At 69.9% G+C, this 23,514-nt stretch carries 16 protein-coding genes; 8 read left to right on the forward strand and 8 right to left on the reverse strand.

Features of this window, described 5'->3' with window-relative positions:
• The first annotated feature begins 76 nt into the window (after positions 1-76).
• The 7 genes from ACTOWK_RS14750 to ACTOWK_RS14780 are packed head-to-tail and all read left to right on the forward strand — an operon-like array spanning position 77 to position 7,549.
• On the forward strand, positions 77-580 hold the full coding sequence (locus tag ACTOWK_RS14750) for an RDD family protein (protein ID WP_441330879.1): 504 nt from the start codon (positions 77-79) through the stop codon (positions 578-580).
• On the forward strand, positions 580-1,263 hold the full coding sequence (locus tag ACTOWK_RS14755; protein WP_441330880.1) for an RDD family protein: 684 nt from the start codon (positions 580-582) through the stop codon (positions 1,261-1,263). Before ACTOWK_RS14750 ends, ACTOWK_RS14755 begins: the two co-directional genes overlap by 1 nt.
• Positions 1,260-2,276 carry a stage II sporulation protein M gene (locus ACTOWK_RS14760; protein ID WP_441330881.1) on the forward strand — a complete coding sequence of 339 codons (1,017 nt, stop codon included), beginning with the start codon at positions 1,260-1,262 and terminating at the stop codon, positions 2,274-2,276. The genes ACTOWK_RS14755 and ACTOWK_RS14760 overlap by 4 nt, the downstream gene beginning before the upstream one ends.
• Positions 2,273-3,952, forward strand: coding sequence for a DUF4129 domain-containing protein (locus ACTOWK_RS14765; protein ID WP_441330882.1), 1,680 nt, complete (start codon positions 2,273-2,275; stop codon positions 3,950-3,952). Before ACTOWK_RS14760 ends, ACTOWK_RS14765 begins: the two co-directional genes overlap by 4 nt.
• Positions 3,949-5,175 carry a DUF4350 domain-containing protein gene (locus ACTOWK_RS14770; RefSeq protein WP_441330883.1) on the forward strand — a complete coding sequence of 409 codons (1,227 nt, stop codon included), beginning with the start codon at positions 3,949-3,951 and terminating at the stop codon, positions 5,173-5,175. Before ACTOWK_RS14765 ends, ACTOWK_RS14770 begins: the two co-directional genes overlap by 4 nt.
• Positions 5,172-6,161, forward strand: coding sequence for an AAA family ATPase (locus ACTOWK_RS14775; protein ID WP_408951916.1), 990 nt, complete (start codon positions 5,172-5,174; stop codon positions 6,159-6,161). The genes ACTOWK_RS14770 and ACTOWK_RS14775 overlap by 4 nt, the downstream gene beginning before the upstream one ends.
• On the forward strand, positions 6,158-7,549 hold the full coding sequence (locus ACTOWK_RS14780; protein WP_441330884.1) for a DUF58 domain-containing protein: 1,392 nt from the start codon (positions 6,158-6,160) through the stop codon (positions 7,547-7,549). Before ACTOWK_RS14775 ends, ACTOWK_RS14780 begins: the two co-directional genes overlap by 4 nt.
• 473 nt (positions 7,550-8,022) lie before the next feature.
• Here ACTOWK_RS14780 and ACTOWK_RS14785 read toward each other — a convergent pair whose 3' ends face one another.
• The 3 genes from ACTOWK_RS14785 to aroE are packed head-to-tail and all read right to left on the reverse strand — an operon-like array spanning position 8,023 to position 9,582.
• Positions 8,023-8,286, reverse strand: coding sequence for a YkgJ family cysteine cluster protein (locus ACTOWK_RS14785; RefSeq protein WP_441330885.1), 264 nt, complete (start codon positions 8,284-8,286; stop codon positions 8,023-8,025).
• Positions 8,283-8,705, reverse strand: a complete 423-nt coding sequence (locus ACTOWK_RS14790) for a DUF952 domain-containing protein (RefSeq protein WP_441330886.1) — start codon at positions 8,703-8,705, stop codon at positions 8,283-8,285. Before ACTOWK_RS14790 ends, ACTOWK_RS14785 begins: the two co-directional genes overlap by 4 nt.
• 7 nt (positions 8,706-8,712) lie before the next feature.
• A complete protein-coding gene (gene aroE, locus ACTOWK_RS14795) occupies positions 8,713-9,582 on the reverse strand; it encodes a shikimate dehydrogenase (protein WP_441330887.1) in 870 nt (289 codons plus the stop codon).
• A gap of 47 nt (positions 9,583-9,629) precedes the next feature.
• On the opposite strand from aroE, the gene ACTOWK_RS14800 reads away from it, so the two are divergent.
• On the forward strand, positions 9,630-10,544 hold the full coding sequence (locus ACTOWK_RS14800; protein WP_441330888.1) for a TolB family protein: 915 nt from the start codon (positions 9,630-9,632) through the stop codon (positions 10,542-10,544).
• Positions 10,545-10,644: 100 nt separating this feature from the next.
• Here ACTOWK_RS14800 and hemB read toward each other — a convergent pair whose 3' ends face one another.
• From hemB to ACTOWK_RS14825, 5 genes are all read right to left on the reverse strand, one after another.
• The gene (gene hemB, locus ACTOWK_RS14805) at positions 10,645-11,637 is read right to left on the reverse strand and encodes a porphobilinogen synthase (RefSeq protein WP_441330889.1); all 993 of its coding nucleotides are present in this window, start codon (positions 11,635-11,637) and stop codon (positions 10,645-10,647) included.
• 236 nt (positions 11,638-11,873) lie between these two features.
• Positions 11,874-12,923, reverse strand: coding sequence for a sulfate/molybdate ABC transporter ATP-binding protein (locus tag ACTOWK_RS14810; protein WP_441330890.1), 1,050 nt, complete (start codon positions 12,921-12,923; stop codon positions 11,874-11,876).
• 21 nt (positions 12,924-12,944) lie between these two features.
• On the reverse strand, positions 12,945-13,805 hold the full coding sequence (cysW, locus tag ACTOWK_RS14815; protein WP_441330891.1) for a sulfate ABC transporter permease subunit CysW: 861 nt from the start codon (positions 13,803-13,805) through the stop codon (positions 12,945-12,947).
• Positions 13,798-14,664 carry a sulfate ABC transporter permease subunit CysT gene (gene cysT / locus ACTOWK_RS14820; protein WP_441330892.1) on the reverse strand — a complete coding sequence of 289 codons (867 nt, stop codon included), beginning with the start codon at positions 14,662-14,664 and terminating at the stop codon, positions 13,798-13,800. Before cysT ends, cysW begins: the two co-directional genes overlap by 8 nt.
• A 245-nt stretch (positions 14,665-14,909) precedes the next feature.
• Positions 14,910-23,507: an amino acid adenylation domain-containing protein gene (locus ACTOWK_RS14825; RefSeq protein WP_441330895.1), complete on the reverse strand. Its 8,598-nt coding sequence runs from the start codon at positions 23,505-23,507 to the stop codon at positions 14,910-14,912.
• Positions 23,508-23,514 lie beyond the last annotated feature (7 nt).

Here is a 23,514-nt window from a genome sequence, read left to right on the forward strand (position 1 = left end):
GGCCGGGCTAGTCAGGGCCGATGGCCGCGTTTACAGTCGCGGCAGGGGAAAGCAGGACTCAGGGAGTCAGGGCTACATGGAAGAAACGCAGAATCCGTACGCCGCGCCGAATGCGCCGGCGTTGCCGAATGCCGAATGGCAACAAACCGTACGCGCCGACCGCGGCATGCGCCTGGTCGCCCGCCTCATCGACGGCGGCCTGTATCTGGTGTGTTTCCTGCCGATGTTCATCGCCGTCGCGATCGATCCGGAAAGCAAGGAACCCTCGGCGATCCAGATGGCCATGATGGGCCTGAGCTTCCTGCTCATGCTCGGCCTGTTCGTCTACAACATCGTCCTGCTCAACGAGAGCGGCCAGACCCTCGGCAAGCGCTGGATCGGCATCAAGATCGTGCGCACCGACGGTTCGCCGGCCTCGCTCGGCCGCATCCTCGGCCTGCGCATGTTCGTGATCGCCCTGATCGAAGCGGTTCCCTGCCTCGGCAGCGTGTTCGCCCTGGTCAACGTGCTGTGGATCTTCGGCGAGGACAGCCTGTGCCTGCATGACTTGATGGCGGATACGAAGGTCGTCAACGCCTGATGCTCGACACGTACCGCCAGGTGGTGACGCCGGAGGGCGTGGCCCTGCACCTGCGCGCGGCCGGACCGGTACCGCGCGCCCTGGCCTGGATGATCGACCTGGCCTTGCGCGCGGTCATCTACGTGGCCCTGTACCGCGCCTTGGTCGGCCTGTTCGGCGAGGCCGGCAACGCCATCCTGGGCTTGGCGGTGTTCGTGATGACCTGGTTCTACCAGGTGCTGTTCGAGGTGCTCATGCAGGGCCGCACGCCCGGCAAATGGGCGCTGGGCCTGCGCGTGGTCGCCGCCGACGGCGCCCCGGTCGGCTGGATGGCCTCGTTCACCCGCAACCTGCTGCGCGTCGTCGATGCGCTGCCGGTCTGCTACGCGGTCGGCCTGATCACCAGCCTGATCGACCCTTGGGGCCGTCGCCTCGGCGACATGGTCGCCGGCACCCTGGTGGTGCACGCCGCGCGCCAGACCGACATCCGCGCCGCCGCGGTCAGCCCGCCGCTGGCGCCTTCGATGATGTTGCTGCCGCATGAGCAGGCCGCGGTGGTCGCGTTCGCCGAGCGCGGCCCGAACCTGACCGCGGCGCGCCAGGCCGAACTCGCCGACCTGACCGAAGCGTTGACGCAGGCGCGCGGCGAAACCGCAGTGACGCGTCTGTACGGCATCGCCAACTGGTTGCTGGGGCGGCGATGAGGCAGGAGCATTTCGTCGCCCGTCATGAGGCCGAGTGGCGCGAGCTCGAGCGCTGGCTGGAGATGCGTGCCTCCAGTGCGCGCAACGCCCGCAGCCACCGCCGCGACTGGACCGGCCTGCGCGACGACAAGATTCCCGAGCGCCACCGTCGCCTGTGCCAGCAACTGGCGCTGGCGCGCAGGCGCGGCTACAGCGCGGTCGTCACCGACCGCCTGCAGCAGCTCATGCAGCGCGGCCACAGCGTGCTGTACCGGACCAAGCCGGTGCATTGGCGGCGCTCGGTCGAGTACTTATTGGCCGGTTTTCCGCGCCTGGTCCGCGCCGAGTGGCGCTGCATGCTGGCCGCGGCGCTGCTGTTCTGGCTGCCGCTGATCAGTATCTTCGTCGCCATCCAGGTGCGTCCGGAACTCGCCGCGGGCCTGTTCGACGCGCAGTCGCTGGTCCGCTTCGAGCAGATGTACGACCCGGCCAAGCCCGACAGCGCCCTGGGCCGCACCAACGAAGACGACCTGCAGATGTTCGCCCACTACATCGGCAACAACGTCGGCATCGGTTTCCAGACCTTCGCCAGCGGCCTGGTCGCCGGGCTCGGCACGGTGTTCGTGCTGATCTTCAACGGCGTCATGATCGGCGGCGTCGCCGGCCACCTGCAGGCGGTCGGCCACGGCGAGCCGTTCTGGCGCTTCGTCGCCGGCCATTCGGCGCCCGAGCTCACCGCCATCGTCATCTCCGGCGGCGCCGGCTTGCGCCTGGGCCTGAGCCTGATCGCGCCCGGACAGCGCCGGCGCATCGATTCGCTGATCCACGGCGGCCGCCGCGGCGCGCTGATCTGCATCGGCGTGTTCGCGATGCTGGTGTTCGCCGCTTTCGTCGAAGCGTTCTGGTCGTCGATCGGCAGCGTGCCGGCGGCGATCAAGTACGGCGTCGGCCTGGCGCTGTGGCTGCTGGTCGGTCTGTGGCTGCTGCGTGGCGGCCGCAACGCCGTCCATCGCGACGACGAAGACGCGGCATGAAGCTCGAAGCGCTGACCGTTTCGCTGCGCCCGCGCACCGCGTGGGAGGCCTGCGAACTCGGCATGGCCCTGGTGCGCAGCCATGCCGGCGCGATCTGGAAGCCCTGGCTGCTGGTGACCTTGCCGATCCTGCTGCTGATCAACCTCGCCGGCTGGGCCCTGGACCTGCTGTGGCTGTCCGGCCTGTTGATGTGGTGGCTCAAGCCCTGGTTCGACCGCATTCCGCTGTTCGTGATTTCGCGCGCGGTGTTCGGCGAAACCCCGAGCACGCGCCAGACCGTGCGCGCGCAACTTCGCTGGGGCGCGCGCTGGTGGTTGCCCTACCTGACCTGGCGCCGGCTCAGCCCGGCGCGGCCGCTGTACCTGCCGGTGGACCTGCTCGAAGGCGGCGATGGCGGCGAAGCGCGCCAACGCCGTTCCGCGCTCGGTGCGCCGGTGTACGGCGTATGCGCGCTGCTGACCCTGGTGTGCGTGAACTTCGAGATGGCGATCGTCATCGGCAGCGTGCTCGGCGGCTTGATGTTCGTGCCCTTCGATTACCTGCCCGATACCTTCAAGTCGCTGATCGAGGCGGTCGGGGTCGAGCCGCAATGGCTCAGCGCGCTGTTCAATCTGCTGGCCTGGGTCGCGGTCAGCGTGATCGAACCGTTCTACGTCGGCGCCGGCTTCGGGCTGTATCTCAATCGCCGTACCCAGATCGAAGGCTGGGACATCGAAATCGTGTTCCGCCGTCTGCGCGCGCGGCTCACCGCCGCGGCCGCGCCGATGCTGCTGGTGCTGTGCGCGATGATCGGCTTTACGCCCGATGCCGCCGCGCAAACGGCGTCGCCTGCGGCAGAAACGAGCATCGCCGCGGACGCAGGCACGGAAGCGAGCGAGGGCGTTGCCGTTGCGGACGACAGCGAAGACGGGGAGCAAGACCAGGAAGAGCAAGCGCCGACCGAAGCGCCGATCCGCGACTACGTCGAAGACGGCAAGAAAGCGCGCCGGCTGCCGTCGACGCTCGGCGAGGTCTACCGCGACGGCCGCAGCGACGACCGCCGCCTGCGCGATGCGGTCGCCCAGGCGATGAAAGACCCGACCGTCGACCCCAAGCGCAAGCAGAGCGTCTGGAAAGCCAAGTCCGAGAGCAAGACCAAGGCCAAAAAGGAGCGCGACGACGCGATCAACGAAGGCCTGTTCAAGGGCCTCAGCAGCGGCGTGGCGGGCTTTCTGAAGGTGCTGATGTGGGGCGTGGTGGGCTTGATCGTGGTCGCCTTGCTGCTGACCGCTTCGCGTTGGCTCGGCTGGTTCCGCGACGGCGGCATCGACGAGGACGAGGCGCCCGGCGACGTGCGCAACGCGCCGTTGCCCGATCATGAGCCACTGCCCGACGATATCCCGACCGCGATCCGCCGCCTGTGGCAGGCCGGCCGCCGTCGCGACGCGCTGGCGCTGATGTACCGCGCCGCGGTCGAATCGATGGCGCAACGCGCCGACATCGTGCTGGTGCCTGGCGCGACCGAGGCCCAGTGCCTGCGCGCCTCGCGCAAGCTGCCGCTGGCCGAGGACCGCGAGGCCTTCGCGCGCGCGGTGCGCACCTGGCAGTACGCGGCTTATGCCGAGACGATGCCGAGCGGCGACGACTTCGACGATCTAATCGGCCAGCTGAGCCGGCGCTTCGGGTGGGCGGCATGAACCGCATCGGCCTGATCCTTGTCGGCACCAGCGCGGTCTTGCTGATCGTGCTGGTGCTGGCCGTCGGCGCGTTATGGCGCCGCGACTACCACAAGGTCGAGGAGACCGTCGCCGCGCCCCGCAGCGGCGAGGCCGCGAGCAACCCGCTGTACGTGCTCAAGCTCGCTCTGCAACGCGACAAGGTCAAGGTCGAGGCGCGCCAGCGCCTGCAGCTGTCGACCCATCCGCTGCAGCCGCGCGACACGGTGCTGATCTACCGCGACCCGCGCACCCTGGCCGGCAGCGAAGCCGAGGCCCTGCTGGGCTGGGTCGAGCGCGGCGGTCACCTGATCGTGCGCACGCCGCCGCTGCAGGATCAAGTCGGCGATTCGCCGATACCGGTGCTCGATGCGCTCGGCATCACCCTGCTCGACGCCAGCGATGCCGCCGATCCGGAGTACCTGCGCAACGCATGCGTCGGCCTGTACGAGCGCGGCCTGGAGCCGCAGCAGGTGTTCTGCTCGGCGCGCCGTTTCTATTTCTACAACAGCGACGCCGACCCCGACTACGCCTGGGGCGGCGAGGACAGCGCTTACGTCTATGCGCGTTTCCCGCGCGGCCAGGGTCACGTCGACGTGCTCGCCGACCTGGATTTCCTGTCCAACCGCACCGGCACCGGCAATCCCTTGCTCGACAGCATCGGCATCGGCGAGGACGAGATCGCCGCGCCGGCCAACGCCGCGTTCGCGCGCCAGGTGCTGGCGCCGAACTACCGCGCCGGCACCGTGCACCTGATCTACGCCGCCGAAGTGCCGAAGTTGTGGAAGACCTTGCTGCGCGACAGTTGGATGGCCTGGCTGCCGCTGCTGCTGTGCCTGCTCGGTTGGCTGTGGCAGCGCACCCAGCGTTTCGGCCCGCTACGCCCGGCGCCGGCGCTGGAGCGGCGTTCGCTGCTCGAACACATCGTCGCCAGCGGCGAGCACGTCTATCGCTACGGCTACGGCCCGCGCTTGTACGAATCCGCGCGCCGGGCCTTCATCGCCCGCCTGCGCCGCCGCGACCCCTACGCCGCCGCGCTCGACGGCGAGCCGCAGATCGCGCTGCTGATCGAGCGCTTCAAGGCCGATCCGGCGCCGATTGCGGCGAACGACATCCGCGACGCCCTCACTCCGCCGCCGGCACGCGACCACGCCGCGTTCCGCGCCCGCATCGCCACTTTGATCCGCATGAGAAACCGCTTATGAGCCTCGACGCCGCTCCGCTCGTCCCGATCACCGGCACCGCGCTGGCCGAACGCGCCGCCGCCGTGCGCGACGAAGTCGGCAAGGCCTTCATCGGCCAGGCCGACGTGCTCGACCAGATCCTGATCGCCCTGCTCGCCGGCGGCCACGCGCTGCTCGAAGGCGTGCCCGGGCTCGGCAAGACCCTGGTCGTGCGCGCGCTGTCCAAGGCCCTGGACTGTGGCTATGCCCGCGTCCAGTTCACCCCCGACCTGATGCCCAGCGACATCAGCGGCCATGCGGTCTACGACCCCAAGACCGAGAGCTTCAACATCCGCCGCGGCCCGGTGTTCACCAACCTGTTGCTCGCCGACGAAATCAACCGCGCTCCGGCCAAGACCCAGTCGGCGTTGCTGGAGGCGATGCAGGAACTGCAGGTGACGATCGAAGGCCACAGCTTCGAGTTGCCGCCGCCGTTCCTGACCCTGGCCACCCAGAACCCGGTCGAACAGGAGGGCACCTATCCCTTGCCGGAGGCGCAGCTCGATCGCTTCCTGTTGAAGATCCTGATCGGCTACCCGACCCGCGCCGACGAGAAGCGCATGGTGACCGCGGTCAGCCTCGGCCGCAGCGCTTCGGACTTCGACCTCTCGCAGGTGCGGCGCGTGCTCGGCCCGGAAGAGATCGTCGCCATGCAGCAGGGCACCGCCCTGGTGCGCGTCGACGAGGCGGTGATCGACTACGTCGTGCGCATCGTCGGCACCACCCGCGACTGGGCCGGCATCGCCCTCGGCGCCGGTCCGCGCGGCAGCCTGGCCCTGGTGCGCGCGGCGCGCGCGCAGGCCGTGCTGTCGGGGCGCGACTTCGTCACCCCCGACGACGTGCGCGAGATCGCCAAGCCGGCCCTGCGCCATCGCATCGCGCTCGCACCCGAGCTGCAGATCGAAGGCCAGTCGCCCGACGACGTACTGCAGGCGCTGTTGGCCAAGGTCGAAGCGCCCCGGCAATGAGCCGTGCCGCGCCACCGCCGTTGCCTGCAGGCGTCGCCGGCGCCGGCCTGAGCGTGCCGCGCGATCGCGCCCTGCCGCGGCGCGGCTGGGCCCGGCCGGCGCCGCGCTGGGTCTGGCTGGCCTTGCCGTGGTCGGCGCTCGGCCTGGCGGCGAGCGCGGGTTGGCTGCAAGCCGCGGCCTGGCAAGTGGCGACCCTCGTCATCGTGTTGATCGCGATCGCCGACCTGCTGCGTCTGCTGTACGCATCGACGCCGCGGGCGACGCGCAGCATGCACGACACCTGGGCGATCGGGGTCGAACGCCCGGTCACCCTAGAATTCGAAACCGATCGCCGACAGCGCCTGGATGCCTTCGACCTGCATCCCGGCGGCTGGAGCATGCGTAACCTGCCGCGCCGGATCGACCTGCGCCGCGGCGAGAGCGTCAGCTTCGAGTACGAACTGCGCCCCGGCACCCGCGGCGATTTCCAGTTCGACGGCGTGCAACTGCGCCTGCATTCGCCGTGGGGGCTGTGGTGGCAGTCGCGCATCGGCGGCGAGATCCAGCGCGTGCGCGTGTTCCCCAACTTCGCGCCGCTGGCCAAGTTCGCGATGTTCAGCGCCGAACAGGCCTCGCGCCTGGTCGGCGCGCACGTCAAGCGCCGCCGCGGCGAAGGCACCGACTTCCACCAGATGCGCGAATACCGCGTCGGCGACAGCCTGCGCCAGATCGACTGGAAAGCGACCGCGCGTGCGCGCCGGTTGATTTCGCGCGAGTACCAGGACGAACGCAATCAACAACTGGTGCTGATGCTCGATACCGGCCGCCGCCTGATGGCGCGCGACGGCGAACATTCGCATTTCGACCATGTGCTAGATGCGGCCCTGGTCGTGGCCTACCTGGCCTTGCGCCAGGGCGACGGCGTCGGCCTGCTCGCGAGCGGCGGCGAAAGCCGCTGGGTGCCGCCGCAACGCGGCGTCGGCGCGATCGACAACCTGCTGCGCGCCAGTTACGCCTTGCAGCCGCAACCGGTCGCGACCGACTTCCTGGCCGCGGCGACCGAACTGTCGCTGCGCCAGCGCCGCCGTTCGCTGGTGATGCTGGTGACCAACCTGCGCGACGAGGACATGGACGACCTGCTCGCGGCCGTGCGCATGCTGCGCGGCCGTCACCTCGTCTGCGTCGCCAGCCTGCGCGAAGGCTCGCTGGATCAGGCGCTCGCCGAAGAAGTCGCCGATCTGTCCGGCGCGATCCGCGCCGGCGCCACCGCGCAATACCTCGAACACCGTGTCGCCGCCCACGAAGCGCTGCGCAACCACGGGGTGATGGTGCTCGATGTCAGCTGCGATCAACTGGCGGCGTCGCTGGTCGAGAAGTATTTGGCGGTGAAGCGCGACGGTTTGCTTTGACGGATGTGCGCTGAGTTCAGTCGGGTCAGGGCGACGGCAACAACAGCAACAGCAACAGCAAATCCCCCACGACCGCTGCGCGGTCGTTCGCCCCCTTTGTCAAAGGGGGCAACAGCACGGGTGCCGCGAAGGGGGCGCGAATGCTGCAACTGCGATCAGTTGGCCGTGTCGCTGGTCGAAAAATATCTGGCGGTGAAGCGCAACGGTTTGCTTTGAGAGTTCGCGTGCTGCCTGGTGTGTTCGGCTAAGGCGGATCAAGGCAACGTCAGCCGCAACAGCAAATCCCCCACGACCGCTGCACGGTCGTTCGCCCCCTTTGTCAAAAGGGGGCAAAGGCAGGAGCACCGGAGCAAGCCCGCAACCGCAACGCACATCGGCTGTTCCCCCCTTTGGAAAAGGGGGGCAGGGGGGATTTGCTCTACCGCCGCTTTAGCTCGATCCATCCCGCAGCGGCGACCGCAACACCCCGCCGCTCACCCCGGCCGAGTCTGCGTTTCCAGCCACGCCAGCCATTGCATCGCCTGCCCGCGATCCTCGCCGCACATCTCGAACGAAGGCTGCAGCGACCCGCAGAACGCCGGCCGCTCCGGCTTGCCGAACAGACGGCAGCGCAGTTCGTCGTCGAGTTGCACGCAGGGGATGCCGGCCGGTTTTCCGTGCGGCATGCCCGGGATCGGCGAGGTGATCGAAGGCGCGATGCAGCAGGCGCCGCAATGCGAACGGCAGGCGAAGCTCATGGCGGCGCGATGAACGGCTCGACGGCGCGTACCGCGTCCAAGGAGATCGCTGCGTACACATGCGGGAAGTAGTCGCCGCTGCGTTCGCTCCAGTCGTAGCGCAAAGCCGTACCGAGCGCGGCCGCGTCGATGCTGAGGCGAAGCAGCGCGCCGCGGCCGCGTTGATGACGCTCGACGACGCCCTCGAGTTGCGCCTGCGTCGCGCAGTGCACGAAGCCTTCGTGCAGCCATCCGTCCGGCGCATAGGCGCCGGTGGTCTGCGCGCGCTGCCAATCGGCCGGCGTGGCGAAATGAAAGATCGTGTCGGGGCCGGGGCGTGTGCCGGCGAAGTCCGCTCGCGCCGTCGGCTTGCGCTCGCCGGCGCCGGAAACGTTCGCGGCGCCGTGGTCGGGCGCCGCGTCGCGGTCGATCGCGGTCATCGCCGGGTCAGTCGGCGGTGACCAGGGCGTCGGCGCGTTCGCGCAGCATCGCGTAGACCGGATCGGTGTCCGGGCGCTTGCGGTGCCAACGCTCGAAACTCTCGGCGGCCTGTTCGACCAACATGCCGAGCCCGTCGATGCGGTCGTGCGCGCCGGCGACCTTGGCCCAGGCCAGGAACGGAATCGCCACCTCGCCGTAACTCAGGTCGACCGCGGCGGTGCGCGGCGTCGCCAGGCTCATCGGCAGGGTCGGCATGGCGTCGTCGCGCGCGGCCGAAGTGGCGTTGACGATCAGATCGAAGTTGCCGAGCGTGCCGACGTCGGCGAGATAACGCGGATGCACGCGGCCCGGCATGCCGAGCGCGTCGGCGAGGGCATCGACGCGCTCGCTGGTGCGGTTGACGATGTAGAGATCGCCGATGCCGGCATCGAGCAGGGCCGGGGCGACGCCGCGCGCGGCGCCGCCGGCGCCGATCAGCAGGGTGCGGCGCGAACGCAGGTCCAGGCCGTGACGCTCGGTGAGGTCGCGGATCAGGCCGGTGCCGTCGGTATTGTCGCCTTCCCAACCGGTCGCGCTGCGGATCAGGGTGTTGACCGCGCCGGCGCGTTGCGCGCGCTCGCTCAGGTGGGTGCAGATGCTCGCCGCGCGCGTCTTCAGCGGCAGGGTGATGTTGGCGCCCAGTCCGCCTTCGGCCGCGAATGCGGCGAGGGCGACGTCGAACTGTTCCGGCGCGGCATCGATCGCGGTGTATTCCAGGGCGATGCCGAGCTGGCGCCCGAACGCGGCATGGATGCGCGGCGACAGCGAGTGCGCGACCGGGTGACCGAACACCGCATAGCGAAGGACCGGGCTGGACGAACTGGAATCGATCGACATGGACGCGCCTCGTTCTAGACTGGTGACCCTAGTTCGGGAGACGCACGATGCGGCACGCCAGGGTCCGGTTCGGCCTCAGTCTACTCCTCGCCTGCGGGCTCGCCAGCACGGTCCAGGCGGCCCTGTCCGAATTCGGCATAGAAGGCATGGGAGTTGTTTCAACTTTGCACAGCGAAGTGCGCGCTGCGGTATCTCCCGACGGACGGCGCATCGTCTGGGGCAGCACCGATCGCAGCGGTGGCGCCGGCGGCTGGGACCTGTGGCAGGCCAGTTTGATCGATGGCCGTTGGCAGGACGCGAAGCCGTTGCCGCTGAACGCCAAGGCCAACGACTTCGCCCCGGCCTTCAGTGCCGATGGGCGTTGGCTGTATTTCTTCTCCAACCGTCCCGGCGGCCAGGGCGGCGACGACCTTTATCGCGCCGCGGTGCGCGACGACGGTAGCTACGGCCCGGCCGAAAACCTCGGCTCCGGCGTCAACGGCCGTGGCGACGAATGGGCGCCGACGCCCAGCCGCGATGGCCGTCATCTGCTGTTCGCCAGCGACGGCTTCGGCGGCAGCGGCCGTCACGATCTGTTCGTCGCGCACTGGAACGGCCAGGCCTTCGTCGAGCCCAAGCCGGTGCTCGGGGTGAACAGCGCCGACGACGAGTTCGACGCGGCCTGGCTCGGCGACGGCAAGACCCTCGTGTTCGCGCGCTCCAAGGACGTGGAGAAACTGCCGATCCGCCTGTATGTCGCCCACTGCGACGGCGCGCGTTATGCGCAGGCGGCGCCGCTCGCGCTGTCGTTCAACACCGAAGCGGCGTACACGCTCGGCCCGGCGATCGACTGGAACAAGCCCGCCGAGCTGTTGGTCAGCGGTTCGGCGAAAGCGCCGCGCGCCGGCAAGATGGACCTGTATCGGATGAAAGCGCCGGCGGCGACGGGCAAGGACGGCTGCGTCGCGAGCGCGACGCGTTGATCGGCGTGCGCGCCTCGGTCGAGGCGCTGCGATTGCGCCAGGAAACGCAGCAGGCGCTGTCGCCTATGCTGCGTCCCCTTGCGCGGCATCGCCTGAGGCCTCAGCGCGCCTCGCGCATCCATTGCGCCGCATCGAGTGCGAAGTAAGTCAGCACGCCGTCGGCGCCGGCGCGCTTGATCGAGGTCAGCGCTTCCATCACGCAACCGCGTTCGTCGAGCCAGCCGTTCTGGATCGCCGCGCGCAGCATCGCGTACTCGCCGCTGACCTGGTAGACGAAGGTCGGCACGCCGAATTCGTCCTTCACCCGGCGCACGATGTCGAGGTAGGGCATGCCCGGCTTGACCATGACCATGTCGGCGCCTTCGTCGAGATCGAGCGCGACTTCGCGCAAGGCCTCGTCGCTGTTGGCCGGGTCCATCTGGTAGGTGTACTTGTTGCCCTTGCCGAGCGCGCCGGCCGAGCCGACCGCATCGCGGAACGGGCCGTAGAAGCTCGACGCGTACTTGGCGCTGTAGGCGAGGATGCGGGTGTGGATGTGGCCGTCGAGCTCAAGCGCGTTGCGGATCTGGCCGATGCGGCCGTCCATCATGTCGCTGGGCGCGACCACATCGGCGCCGGCGGCGGCGTGCGACAGCGCCTGCTTGACCAGGGCTTCGACGGTTTCGTCGTTCATGACGTAGCCGCTGTCGTCGACCAGGCCGTCCTGGCCGTGGCTGGTATAGGGGTCGAGGGCGACGTCGGTGATCACGCCGAGTTCGGGGAAGCGCTGCTTGAGCGCGCGGATCGCGCGTTGGCACAGGCCGTCTTCGTCCCAGGCGGCGACCGCATCGAGCGACTTGGCTTCCGGCGCGGTGACCGGGAACAGCGCGAGCGCGGGCACGCGCAACTCGCTGGCGCGTTCGCCGACGCGCAACAGTTCGTCGATCGACAGGCGTTCGATGCCGGGCATCGAGCCGACCGGCGCGCGGCCATCGAGTTCGTGGACGAAGACCGGATAGATCAGGTCGTCGGCGGTGAGGACGGTCTCGCGCATCAGGCGCCGCGAGAATTCGTCGCGGCGCATCCGCCGCGGGCGCGAATAGGGATAGGTCATGGGCGCTAGTTTACCCCCGGGCCGTCGCGGCGGCCTGCGACCGGCGGTCGCGCCGGGTGCGGACGCTGCGTTCTGCCAACCGCAGAGATGTTTGGCGGCGCGCGTGCCGAAGCCAGGGAGTCCGGCCGGGTTTGCCTGTTCGGGCCGAATATACGCACTCGGCCCCTGGGGCTTGGGCGGCTGGCGCTGGCGGCCGCATGCTTGGGCGGCAACTCGCATCGCCCGCCGGCTGCGGCTCAGTCCGAATACACCCGATAGCGCAGCGGGCGGACGTGGACATTGCTGCCGGGGGCCGGGGTGACCGCGTCCGGGGTCGCGACCAAGTCCAGTTCCAGCGGGCGGTGCTGGCCTTCGACCTGCAGCTCCAGGGTGATGCGCTCGGCCAGCCGATGCGCGGACAGGACCCGGGCCGGCAGGCCTTCGCCGTCGGCAACCAGGGCCATGTCGTGCGGCCGCACGTACAGGCGCGCGCGGCTGCGGCTGCGGCTGCGGCTGTCGACCGGCAGGCGCAGGGCGTGGCCGTTGACCGAGAGCTGGCCGCCTTCGGTCTGGCCTTCGATGACGTTGGCGCGGCCGATGAAGTCGAACACATAGGCCGAGGCCGGCGCGCTGTAGATCTCGTCTGGGGTGCCGACCTGCTCGATGCGGCCGTCCTTGAGCACGACCACGCGGTCGGCCAGTTCCAGCGCTTCTTCCTGGTCGTGGGTGACGAACAAGGTGGTCTGCCCGGTCTGGTCGTGCAGGCGCCGCAGCCAGCGGCGCAGTTCGATGCGGACCTTGGCGTCGAGCGCGCCGAACGGCTCGTCGAGCAACAGCACGGTCGGGTCGATCGCGAGTGCGCGGGCCAGAGCGACGCGCTGCTTCTGTCCGCCCGAGAGTTGTTCCGGATAGCGTGCGCCGAGTTCCGGCAACTGGATCAGGTTCAACAACTCCTGCACGCGCTGGGCGATGGTCGCCTTGTCGGGCCGGCGCGCGCGCGGCCGGCTGCGCAGGCCGAAAGCGATGTTCTCGGCCACGGTCATGTGCTTGAACAAGGCGTAGTGCTGGAACACGAAGCCGACGTTGCGTTCGCGCAGGCTGAGCCGGGTCGCGTCCTGGTCGCCGAACAGCAGGCGCCCCGAATCGGGCTGCAGCAGGCCGGCGATCACCCGCAGCAAGGTGGTCTTGCCCGAGCCCGAAGGCCCGAGCAGGGCGACCAGTTCGCCGGAGGCGACGTCGAGGTCGACCGAGTCCAGCGCGGCGACGCTCGCGTAACGCTTGGCGATGGCTTGAATGTGCAGATCCATGTCGGGCGGATACCTATCGAATCAATGTCGGCGATGCGAACGCGCGAGCGCGTCGCCGTGACGGGCCTCGAGCCAGATCTTGAACACCAGCGTGACCAGGGCCAGGCCGGCGAGCAGGGACGCGACGGCGAACGCGGCCGCGGCTTCGCCGCCGAGTTGTTTGTACAACACCTCCACGTGCAGCGAGAGCGTGTTGGTCTTGCCCATGATGTTGCCCGACACCACCGTGACCGCGCCGAACTCGCCCATCGCGCGCGCGCTGCACAACAGCACGCCGTACAGCAGGCCCCACTTGATGTTCGGCAGGGTCACCCGGAAGAACATGGTCCAGGCGCTGGCGCCGAGCGAGCGCGCGGCGAGTTCCTCGTCGCTGCCCTGCTGCTCCATCAGCGGGATCAGTTCGCGCACCACGAACGGGAAGGTCACGAACATCGTCGCCAGGACGATGCCGGGCGTGGCGAACAGGATCTTGATGTCGTACTGGTTCAGCAGGCCGGCGAAGTAACCGTGGGTGGGGCTGAACAACAACACCAGGCACAGGCCCGCGACCACCGGCGACACCGCGAACGGCAGGTCGATCAGGGCCAGCAGGGTACGCTTGCCGCGGAACTCGAAACGGGTCAGCGCCCAGGCCATGAACACGCCGCAGATCGCGTTGACCGGCACGACGATCCCCGCGGTCAGCAGGGTCAGGCGCAGCGCCGACAAGGTGTGCGGCTCGGTCACCGCGGCGATCCAGACCTTGAGGCCGCTGCCGAACGCGGCGCCGAGCAGCATCAGCAGCGGCAGCACCAGCACCAGGGCCATGATCGCCACGGCCAGCGTAATCAGGGTCCAACGCACCCAGGCCGGTTCCTGCAATTGGTCGCGCGCGTCAGCCATCGCGGCGGCTCCCGTGCGCGAACAAGGCCGAGGCCGCGTTGATCGCGACCAGGCAGGCGAAGGACATCAGCAGCAGCAGGGTCGCCAGCACGATCGCCGCGGTCACGCCGCCTTCTTCTTCCAGGCGGATGGTGATCAGCAAGGGCGCGATCTCGGTCTTCATCGGCAGGTTGCCGGCGATGAAGATCACCGAGCCGAACTCGCCCAGCCCGCGCGCGAACGCCAACGAGAAACCGGTCAGCAGCGCCGGCAGCAGCTCGGGCAGGATCACCCTGCGCAAGGTGGTCAGGCGCGAGGCGCCGAGCGAGGCCGCGGCTTCCTCTTGTTCGCGGCCCAGCGCTTCCAGCACCGGCTGCACCGTGCGCACCGCGAACGGCAGGCCGATGAAGATCAGGGCGATGACGATGCCGGTGGTGTTGTTGACCAGCTTGATGCCGAACGGCTGCAGCAACTGGCCGACCCAGCCGTTCTCGTCGTAGATCGCCGCCAGGGTGATGCCGGCGACCGCGGTCGGCAGCGCGAACGGCAGGTCGACCAGGGCATCGAGCAGGCGCCGGCCGCTGAAGCGGTAGCGTTCGAGCACCCAGGCGATCAGGGCGCCGCCGAACAGCGAGCACACCGCGGCGATGAAGGCGGTGGCGAAACTGACCTTGAGCGAGGCGATCACCCGCGGGTCGCCGATCGCGCGCAGCCAGCCGTCCAGGCCGAGCCCGCCCGAACGCAGGATCAGCGCCGCCAGCGGCAGCAGCACGACCAGGCCCAGCCAGGTCAGGCCCAGCCCCAGACCGAGCCCGAAACCGGGCAACGGCCGGCGCCAGCGAACGGCGGAGGTCGGTAGGGGTAAGGCGTGCTCGCTCATGTGGCGTGGGCGGCCGTCTGGGATGGGGACAGAGGGGTGGGACGCTATCCCAGTGGCCAGCGTCTAGGGAAATGCGCGTTGGTTGTTTCGAGGTGCGAGATGGCGATATGGCCAGGATGGCGCGGCCCGGATTCGCGGCGGGTGAAGCCGCGCAGGCCTTGCGCGGCGGCGCCGGGCCCGGCGCCGCCGGTCGGATCGGGCCGCCGCGGAGGCCGGCCCGGGTTGATCGCGAGCGGGTTCGGCGCTCAGCCCCAGTCGATGATGCCGCCGCGGCTGCGGCCCAGCAGGCCGTGGCCCCGATCGATTGCGTGGACGATGGCGGCGACCTGCGCCGGCTGCCGGCTGACGAAATAATGCCCGCCGTCGGCCAGGACGATGGCGTGGACCCGCTCCGAGCAGGCCCGCCAGCGCCGGTATTTGCGGCGGTGGCCACGGGTCAGCGGGTCGTCGTCGCTGTTGATATTGAACAGCGGTGCCTGGATCCGCGGCGGCGGCCGGCGTTTGAGCTGGGCAGCGGCCAGGCGGGCGTCCTGGCGGAAGCCGGCGCTGAGGCGCCGCAGTGCGTCCTCGTGCAGGCCCTCGGTCGACCCGCCCCAGGCCCGGATCAGTTCGCGCAGTTGCGCATCGCTGGTGGACTTCCAGGGGTCGCGCCCGAGCAGCCATCGCGACAGCCTCGACAGCGGCAGCACCCCGCCGACGCAGACGAACTTCAGCGGCCGCCCGGCCGCTTCCAGGCGACGGGCGATTTCCAGCGCCAGCACGCTGCCGACGCAGTGGCCGTACAGGCCGATCTCGCCGTCGGTCTTCGCCAGCAGGCGCTCGACGCAGAGCGCGGCCAGCGCGTCGAGGTCGCTCGGCCCGGCACCGGCCTCGTCGGCATCGCGGGCCGGCATGGCCACCGCATACACCGAGATGCGCTCGTCCAATGCGGCCAGGTGCTCGGCGAGCGGCTGGAACATGGTGGCCGAAGCGCCGGCATAGGGCACGCACAACAGCGACAGCTCGCAGTGGCCGCGGCTGGCGAGCAAGCGCGGCACCGGGTCGTAGGGCGCGGCTTGTCCGGCCTGCAGCGACTGCGCCAGCGCTTCGATCGTCGGCTGCGCATAGAACGCCAACAACGACAGCGCATGGCCGTCGAAGGCCTCGGCGACGCGCGCGACCAGGTTGATCGCCTTGAGCGAATGGCCGCCGAGCTCGAAGAAGTGATCGTGGCGGCCGACACGTTCGAGCTTGAGCAGTTCGCACCAGATGCCGGCGAGCGTGGTCTCCACTTCCCCGCGCGGCGCTTCGTAGCGGCGGGTCGCGACCGCATCCAGGTGGGGGGCCGGCAAGGCGTTGCGGTCGAGCTTGCCGTTGGCGGTCAGCGGCCACTGCGCCAGGTGCACATAGGCCGCCGGCAGCAGGTGCTCGGGCAAGCGCGCCTGCAGCCGCGCGCGCAAGGTTTCGGCGGGCAGCGACGGGCCGGTGTAATAGGCGATCAAGCGTTTCTCGGCGGGGCCATCCACAGCAGGACCGTCCTCGCCGCGGCTGTCCTCGCCGGGGCCGTCGTCGCGCGCGACCACCAGCGCTTGCTCGGTGCCGGCGACCTGCTGCAAGGCCGCTTCGATCTCGCCCAGCTCGATGCGGAAGCCGCGGATCTTGACCTGGTCGTCGTTGCGGCCGAGGTATTCGAGGCTGCCGTCGGGCAACCAGCGCCCCAGGTCGCCGGTCTTGTACATGCGCGGGTGCGCCGCTTGCGGCCAGAACGGGTCGTCGAGAAAACGTTCCGCGGTGAGCGCCGGCCGATGCAGGTAACCGCGGGCGACACCGGCGCCGGCCACGTAGAGCTCGCCGATCGCGCCGACCGGCAGCGGCTGGCGTTGCGCGCCGAGCACGTAGATGCGCAGGTCGGCGAGGGCGCGCCCGATCGGGCTGGCGTCGGTGCGCCCGGCGTCGTCCGCGCTCAGGGCGCGGTAGGTCACGTGCACCGTGGTCTCGGTGATGCCGTACATGTTGACCAACCGGGTGCCGGCGTTGTCGGCGCGCCGGTACCAGGGCGCGAGCATGTTCGTCCGCAGCGCTTCGCCGCCGAAGACCACCACGCGCAAGCGGTGCTGGCTGCGGCTTTGCGCGGCGATCAGATGACGAAACGCGGTCGGGGTCTGGTTGAGCACGGTCACGCCTTCGCGGCACAGCAATTCGTAGAACGCTTGCGGCGAACGGCTGGTCGGCAGCGACACCAGCAGCAGCCGCCCGCCGTACAGCAAGGCGCCCCACAGCTCCCAGACCGAGAAATCGAAGGCGAAGGAGTGGAACAGCACACCGACGTCGTCGGGGCCGAACCGGAACTGCGCCGCGGTCGCGGCGAACAGACGCGTCACCTGGCGGTGTTCGACCATCACGCCCTTGGCCTGCCCGGTCGAACCGGAGGTGTAGATCACGTAGGCCAGATGTTGAGGCCCGAGCGCGGATAGCTGCGGGTCGTGCGTCGGCAGATCGGCGAAGGCCTCGGCGCTCAGGTCGAGCAGCGGCACCGAGGTCGCGCCCAGCGCCTCGTGCAGGTGCGACGGCGCCAGCACCGCCACCGGCGCGCTGTCGTCGAGCAGGTAACGCAGCCGTTCGGCCGGATAGGCCGGGTCCAGGGGCACGTAGCCGGCGCCGGCCTTGAGGATGCCGAGCACGCCGATCACCAGCTCCGGCCCGCGCCCGGCGCACAGGCCGACGCGATCGTCGGGCGCGACGCCGAGCGCGAGCAAGCGATGGGCGAGCTGGTTGGCGCGGGCGTTGAGTTCGGCATAGCTCAACGAGCCGCCCTCAAAGCTCAGCGCGATGGCATCCGGGTTGCGTGCGGCCTGCGCCTCGAAGCGGCGATGCAGACAGTCGTCTGGCACAGCGTCCATCTGCGGCGTGTTGAAACCGACCAGGACTTGCTCGCGCTGCGGCGGCGGCAAGACGTCCAGAGCGAGCACCGGCGTGTGCGGCGCATGTTCGAGCGCGTCGACCAGGGATTCGAGCGACTGGTGCAGGCAGGCGCAAACGCGCGCGGCGTCGAGGCCGGCGTGGGTGCGCACGCTGAGCGCGAAGCCCGAACCGAGATCGTCGACCGCCACGGTCAGCGGATAGTGGGTGCGTTCGCCGGCGGCCGAGTCCAGCGCTTCGATGCCCGGCCAGGCGGCCTCGGCGGTCGGCGCGCTGTGGCGGTAATTGAGCAGGCTGTTGAACAACGGCCGCGGTGCGGCGACGCCACTGCAGGCCTGGGCCAGCACCAGCGGTGCGTGCTCGTGTTCCAATAACGCGGCGAGGGCTTCGTGGGTGGCCTGCACCGCTGCACGGACGCCTGCGGTCAGTGCGACGCGCAAAGGCAAGGTGTTGATGAACATGCCCAAGGCGCGGTCGGAGCGCGCGTCGCCGTGCAAACGGCCGAACAGCACCGTGCCGAACACCACGTCGTCGCGTCCGCTCAGCCGCCCCAGCAGTTGCGCCCAGGCCAGGTGCAGCAGGCTCGCCACGCTGACCCCGAGTTGCCGCGCCCGCGCGCGCAGGCGCGCATCGAGTTCGCTGCTTATTTGCTCGTGGGCTTCGTCGTCGCTTGTTGCAGTGCCGTGCGCTGAAGGTCTGTCGTCGCTCTTGGCCGGCGATCCGTCGACGCCGAACGCGAGGGTCGGCTCGTCGACATCGCTGAGCAGCTCGCGGAAGAAAGTCTCGTGCGCGGCCTGGGCTTGTGCGTGGGTGGCCTGCACCACGTAGTCGCGGTACGGCACCGGCTCGGGCAGACCGGCCGTCTCACCGTGCAGGAAGGCCTGCATCTCGCGCTGCACCACCTCGAGCGCAGTGTGGTCCAGGGCCATGTGGTGAAACTGCAAGGCACCGACCCAGCTGCCGTCGGCGCCGTCGCGTGCGCAACTCAGGCGCAGTAGCGGTGCGCGACGCACGTCGAGCCGGTGTTTGCGCGGATCGACCACGGCTTGCAGCTGTGCGGCGATACTGCCGGCCGCCGGGTCCAGGGCGATCTCCTCGATCGGCAACTGCGCGCGTCGCCACACCACCTGCACCGGTTCGGCCAGGCCTTCCCAGGCCATCGCGGTCCGGAGGATGTCGTGGCGCTCGACGACCGCCTGCAGGGCGTCGCGGAACGCGTCGAGGCGGGCGCGGCTGTCGAAGCGGAACAGCGATTGCAGCAGGTAGGGGTCGCCCGCCGCGGCGGTGCGGTGGTGATACAGCAAGCCCTCCTGCAACGGCGCGAGCGGATAGATGTCCTGGACGTTGCCGGCGCCGCCGGGCACCTCGGCGATCAAACGGTCGATCGCGGCCTGGCTCAGCTTCACCAGCGGCAGCATCGACGGGGTGATCGCGGTGCAATCGGCCGGGAGGCCGTTCGCGGGTATCTCGGGGTGTGCGCGATCTTCGGTGGCCGCAGTTTCCACCGAGGCGGCGAAGGCGGCCAGGGTCGGTTGAGCGAACAACAGGCGCACGCGTGCGATCAGCCCGGCCTGGCGCATGCGTTCGATCAGCCGCACCGCCAACAGCGAATGTCCGCCGAGCTCGAAGAAGTGGTCGTCGCGGCCGACCCGCGGCAAGCTCAGCAATTCCTGCCACAACGCCGCGATGGTCCGTTCGACCTCGCCGCGCGGCGCTTGGTAGTTTTGGGTCGCGACCGCATCGAGCCCGGGCGCCGGCAAGGCGCGCCGATCCAGCTTGCCGTTCGGCGTCAATGGCCAGCGTTCGAGCATCACGAAGGCCGCCGGCAGCATGTGCTCCGGCAAGCGCCGCGCGAGCTGGCGCCGCAGCGCCGCGGTGTCGGCGTTCGCGGCGATCAGATAAGCGACCAGGCGCGGCTGATCGTGCGGGCCGTCGCGTGCGACCACGGTGTTGTCCGGAAAACCGGCGTCGGCGAGCGCGGCCTCGATCTCGCCGGGTTCGATGCGGAAGCCGCGCAGCTTGAGCTGGCGGTCGGCGCGGCCGAGGAATTCGAGCTGACCGTCGCGCCGCCACCGCGCCAGGTCGCCGGAGCGATACATGCGTTCACCCGGTGCATCCGGGTCGGCGACGAAGCGTTCGGCGCTCAGGCCGGGGCGGTCGAGGTATCCGCGCGCGAGCCCGGGACCACCGATATACAGCTCGCCGGGCACGCCGACCGGCACCGCCTGCAGGCGCGCATCCAGCACATGCAGGCGGCTGCCGCGCACCGGGTGCCCGATCGGCACGCGTTCCTGCGACCCCACGGCATCGCTCGCCAGCGGCGCGGTCATGCTCGTGCAGACCGTGGTCTCGGTCGGACCGTAGGCATTGATCAGGCCGCGGCCCTGCGCCCAGGCCTGCGCCAGCGCAGGCACGCAGGCGTCGCCGCCGACGATCAGACGACGGCAGTCCGGCAGCTCGTCCGGCTTCAGCAGCGCCAGCACCGCCGGCGGCAGCAGCGCATGCGTGATGCGATGCGTGCGCAGGGTGGCGGTCAGGGCCGGGCCGGGCAACAGCTGTTCGGACTCGGCCATCACCAACGCCGCGCCGGACAACAGCGCCATGCACAGTTCCCAGAACGCGGCGTCGAAACTCAACGAGGCGAATTGCAGCACCCGCGCATCCGCATCGACCGCGAGCGACGCGACGCCGCTTTCGATCAGGTTGGCGATGCCGGCGTGAGCGACGACTACGCCCTTGGGCCGCCCGCTGGAACCGGAGGTGTAGATGACATAGGCCGGGTGCTGCACCCGCAGTGCGACCGTGCGTTCGGGATCGCTCGGGTTGTGCAGCGGGCTGTCGTCGATCGCGACGAGGTTGGCCTCGTCGTCGAGGCCGAACCAGGCCGCGTCGGCGAGCGCCGGCAAGCGGGCGCGGCTGGCGCGGTCGCCGATGCTCAGGCGCGGACTGGCGTCGTCGAGCATGTAGGCGAGGCGGTCGAGCGGATATTCCGGGTCCAGCGGCACGTAGGCGGCGCCGGCCTTGAGTACGCCGAGCACGGCGACGATGGCTTGCGGCGAGCGCGGCAACGCCAGCGCGACCCGGTCTTCCGGGCCGATGCCGCGGCCGATCAGGGTGTGGGCGAGACGATTGGCGCGGCGGTTGAGTTCGGCGTAGCTCAACACGGTCTCGCCGAACACCAGGGCCGGCGCGGCCGGCGTCAGGGCGACCTGGCGCTCGAAGGCGGCGCTCACAGTGACCGGCGTAACAGGCTCGGCACCGCGGCCGATGGTGAGCAGCTGTTGCCGTTCGGCTTCGCCGAGCAGGTCGATGCCGCCGATCGATCGGCTCGGATCGGTCGCCACCGCGCGCAGCAGGCGCTGCAATCGTTCGGCGAGGTCGCGCGCGCTGGCGTCGTCGAACAGATCGGTGGCGTATTCGACGCTGCCGTCGAGCCCCTGCGGGCGACCGTCGCGGTCGCGGCATTCGCTGAAGCCGATGCTGAGGTCGAACTTGGCGATGTCGAGGTCGAAGGCCTGGCTGCGCAGGCTCAGGCCGGGCAACACCAGTTCGTCGTCGGTGCCGATGTCGTTCTGCAGGCTCAACATCACCTGGAACAAGGGGTGATGCGACAGCGAGCGGGCCGGGTTCAAGGCTTCGACCAGATGCTCGAACGGCAGGTCCTGGTGCTCGTAGGCGGCGAGGTCGACGCGGCGCACGCGGTCGAGCAGGTCCACGAAGCTCGGGTCGCCGGACGTGTCGCTGCGCAGCACCAGGGTGTTGACGAACAAGCCGATCAAACCGTCGAGTGCCGGATCGACGCGGCCGGCGATCGGCGTGCCGATGGCGATGTCGTCGCCGGCGCCGAGCCGGCTCAGGGTCGCGGCCAAGGCCGCATGCACGGCCATGAACAAGGTCGCATTGCGGCCTTGCGCGAGTGCGAGCAGGTGTGCGTGGGTGTCGGCGTCGACGGCGAACGACAGACGCCGACCGCGATGGCTCGCCGCCGGTGGGTGTGGCCGGTCGCGTGGCAGCGCGATGCGCTCCGGCAAGCCGGCGAGGGTGTTGCGCCAGTAGCCGATCTGTTGCGCGATGGTGCTGTCGGCGCGACGCTCGTCGCCGAGCCACTGCCGTTGCCAAAGAGTGTAGTCGGCGTACTGCACCGGCAGCGGTATCCATGCCGGCGGCTGGCCTCGCAGCCGCGCGGCATAAGCGCAGGCGAGATCGCGCGCCAGCGGCGCCAGCGAGGCGCCGTCGCCGGCGATGTGGTGCAGCAACAGCAGCAGAACGTGCCGTTGCGGAGCGAGCCGGAACAACTGCGCGCGCAGCGGCAGTTCCCGGCTCAAGTCGAAGGCATAAGCGACCGCGGCGTTGAGCGCCGCCGGCAAGTCGGCCTCATCGAGTTCGCTCGTCGCCAGGCGCAATTCGGCGCGGTCGAGCACGCACTGCTGCGGCGTATCGGTGAGCGGGACGATGCTGCGCAGGCTTTCGTGGCGCGCGATCAGATCGTTGAGGGCGCATTCGAGCGCGTCCGCATCGAGCTCGCCCTGCAGATGCAAGGCCAGCGGGATGTTGTAGGTGACGCTGGGGCCCTGCAACTGGTGCAGGAACCACAGGCGCTGCTGCGCGAACGACAACGGCAAGGTCGCCGGCCGCTCCTTCCGTCGCAGTGGCGGGCGCGTGCGTACGCCGCCCGCGAGACGCTGGGCCAGGGCCGCGACCGTCGGCGCCTCGAACAGGCTGCGCAGCGCGACTTCGCTGCCGAGTTCGGCGCGGATCCGGCCGATCAGCCGGGTGGCCAGCAGGGAATGCCCGCCGAGGGCGAAGAAGTCGTCGTCGATGCCGACGCGTTCCAGTCCGAGGACTTCGGCGAACAGCGTGCACAGCGTCTGCTCGGCTGCGGTGCGCGGTCCGCGGCCGCCGGCCCGCGCGGCATCGGGCGAGGGCAGGGCGCCGCGGTCGAGCTTGCCGTTCGCGGTCAGCGGCAGGCGGTCGAGCGCTACGAAGGCGACCGGCAGCATGTACTCGGGTAGTTGCGCGGCGAGCGTCGTCCGCAGCGAGTCGGTATCGATGCGGTCGCCGACCAGGTAGGCCACCAGCCGCTTCTGCCCCGGGCGGTCTTCGCGCGCGACGACGAGGTTGTGCGGCCAACCGGCGCGGGCGAGCGCGGCCTCGATCTCGCCGAGTTCGATGCGGAAGCCGCGGATCTTGACCTGCTGGTCGATGCGGCCGACGAATTCGATGCGACCGTCGCGCCAACGCACGCGGTCGCCGGAGCGGTACATGCGCTGGCCGGTCGCGAAGGGGTTGGCGATGAAACGTTCGGCGCTGAGGGCGGGGCGCCGCAGATAGCCGCGCGCCAGGCCGGCGCCGGCGATGTACAGCTCGCCGGACACGCCGGCCGGCACCGGCCGCAGCGCTTCGTCGAGCACGTAGACCTGCCGGTTGTCGAGCGGCGTGCCGATCGGGACATTGTGCGTGTGTTCGCCCAATGCCGCGATCGCGCCGCTCAGAGCGAAGGTGGTGGTCTCGGTGGGGCCATAGCAGTGCACCAGACGCAGATGCGGATGCCTCGCCCGCAGGCGCCGCACCGTATCGACCGACAGCACTTCGCCGCCGGTCCAGGCTTGGGCCAGGCCGGCGAACAAGTCCGGCGCGGCCTCGGCGAATTCGTGGAACAGGCCGGTAGTCAGCCACAAGATCGACAACCGATGGCGGGCGATGAGCCGGCGGAAATCGTCCACATCGAGCACACCAGGCGGCGCGACCACGATGCGCCCGCCGTTCAACAGCGGCACCCACAGCTCGTAGGTCGACGCGTCGAAGGCGTGGGTCGAATGCAGCAGCACGGTCTCGTGGCCGCTGGCGAAACGGCGGTCGCGGGCGAACTCGACCACGTCGCGCTGGCGCACGGCCACGCCCTTGGGCACCCCGGTCGAGCCGGAGGTGTACATCACGTAAGCCAGTTGCTCG

It is taken from the genome of Lysobacter sp. CA196, from assembly GCF_052078695.1.
Lineage (GTDB): Bacteria > Pseudomonadota > Gammaproteobacteria > Xanthomonadales > Xanthomonadaceae > Lysobacter.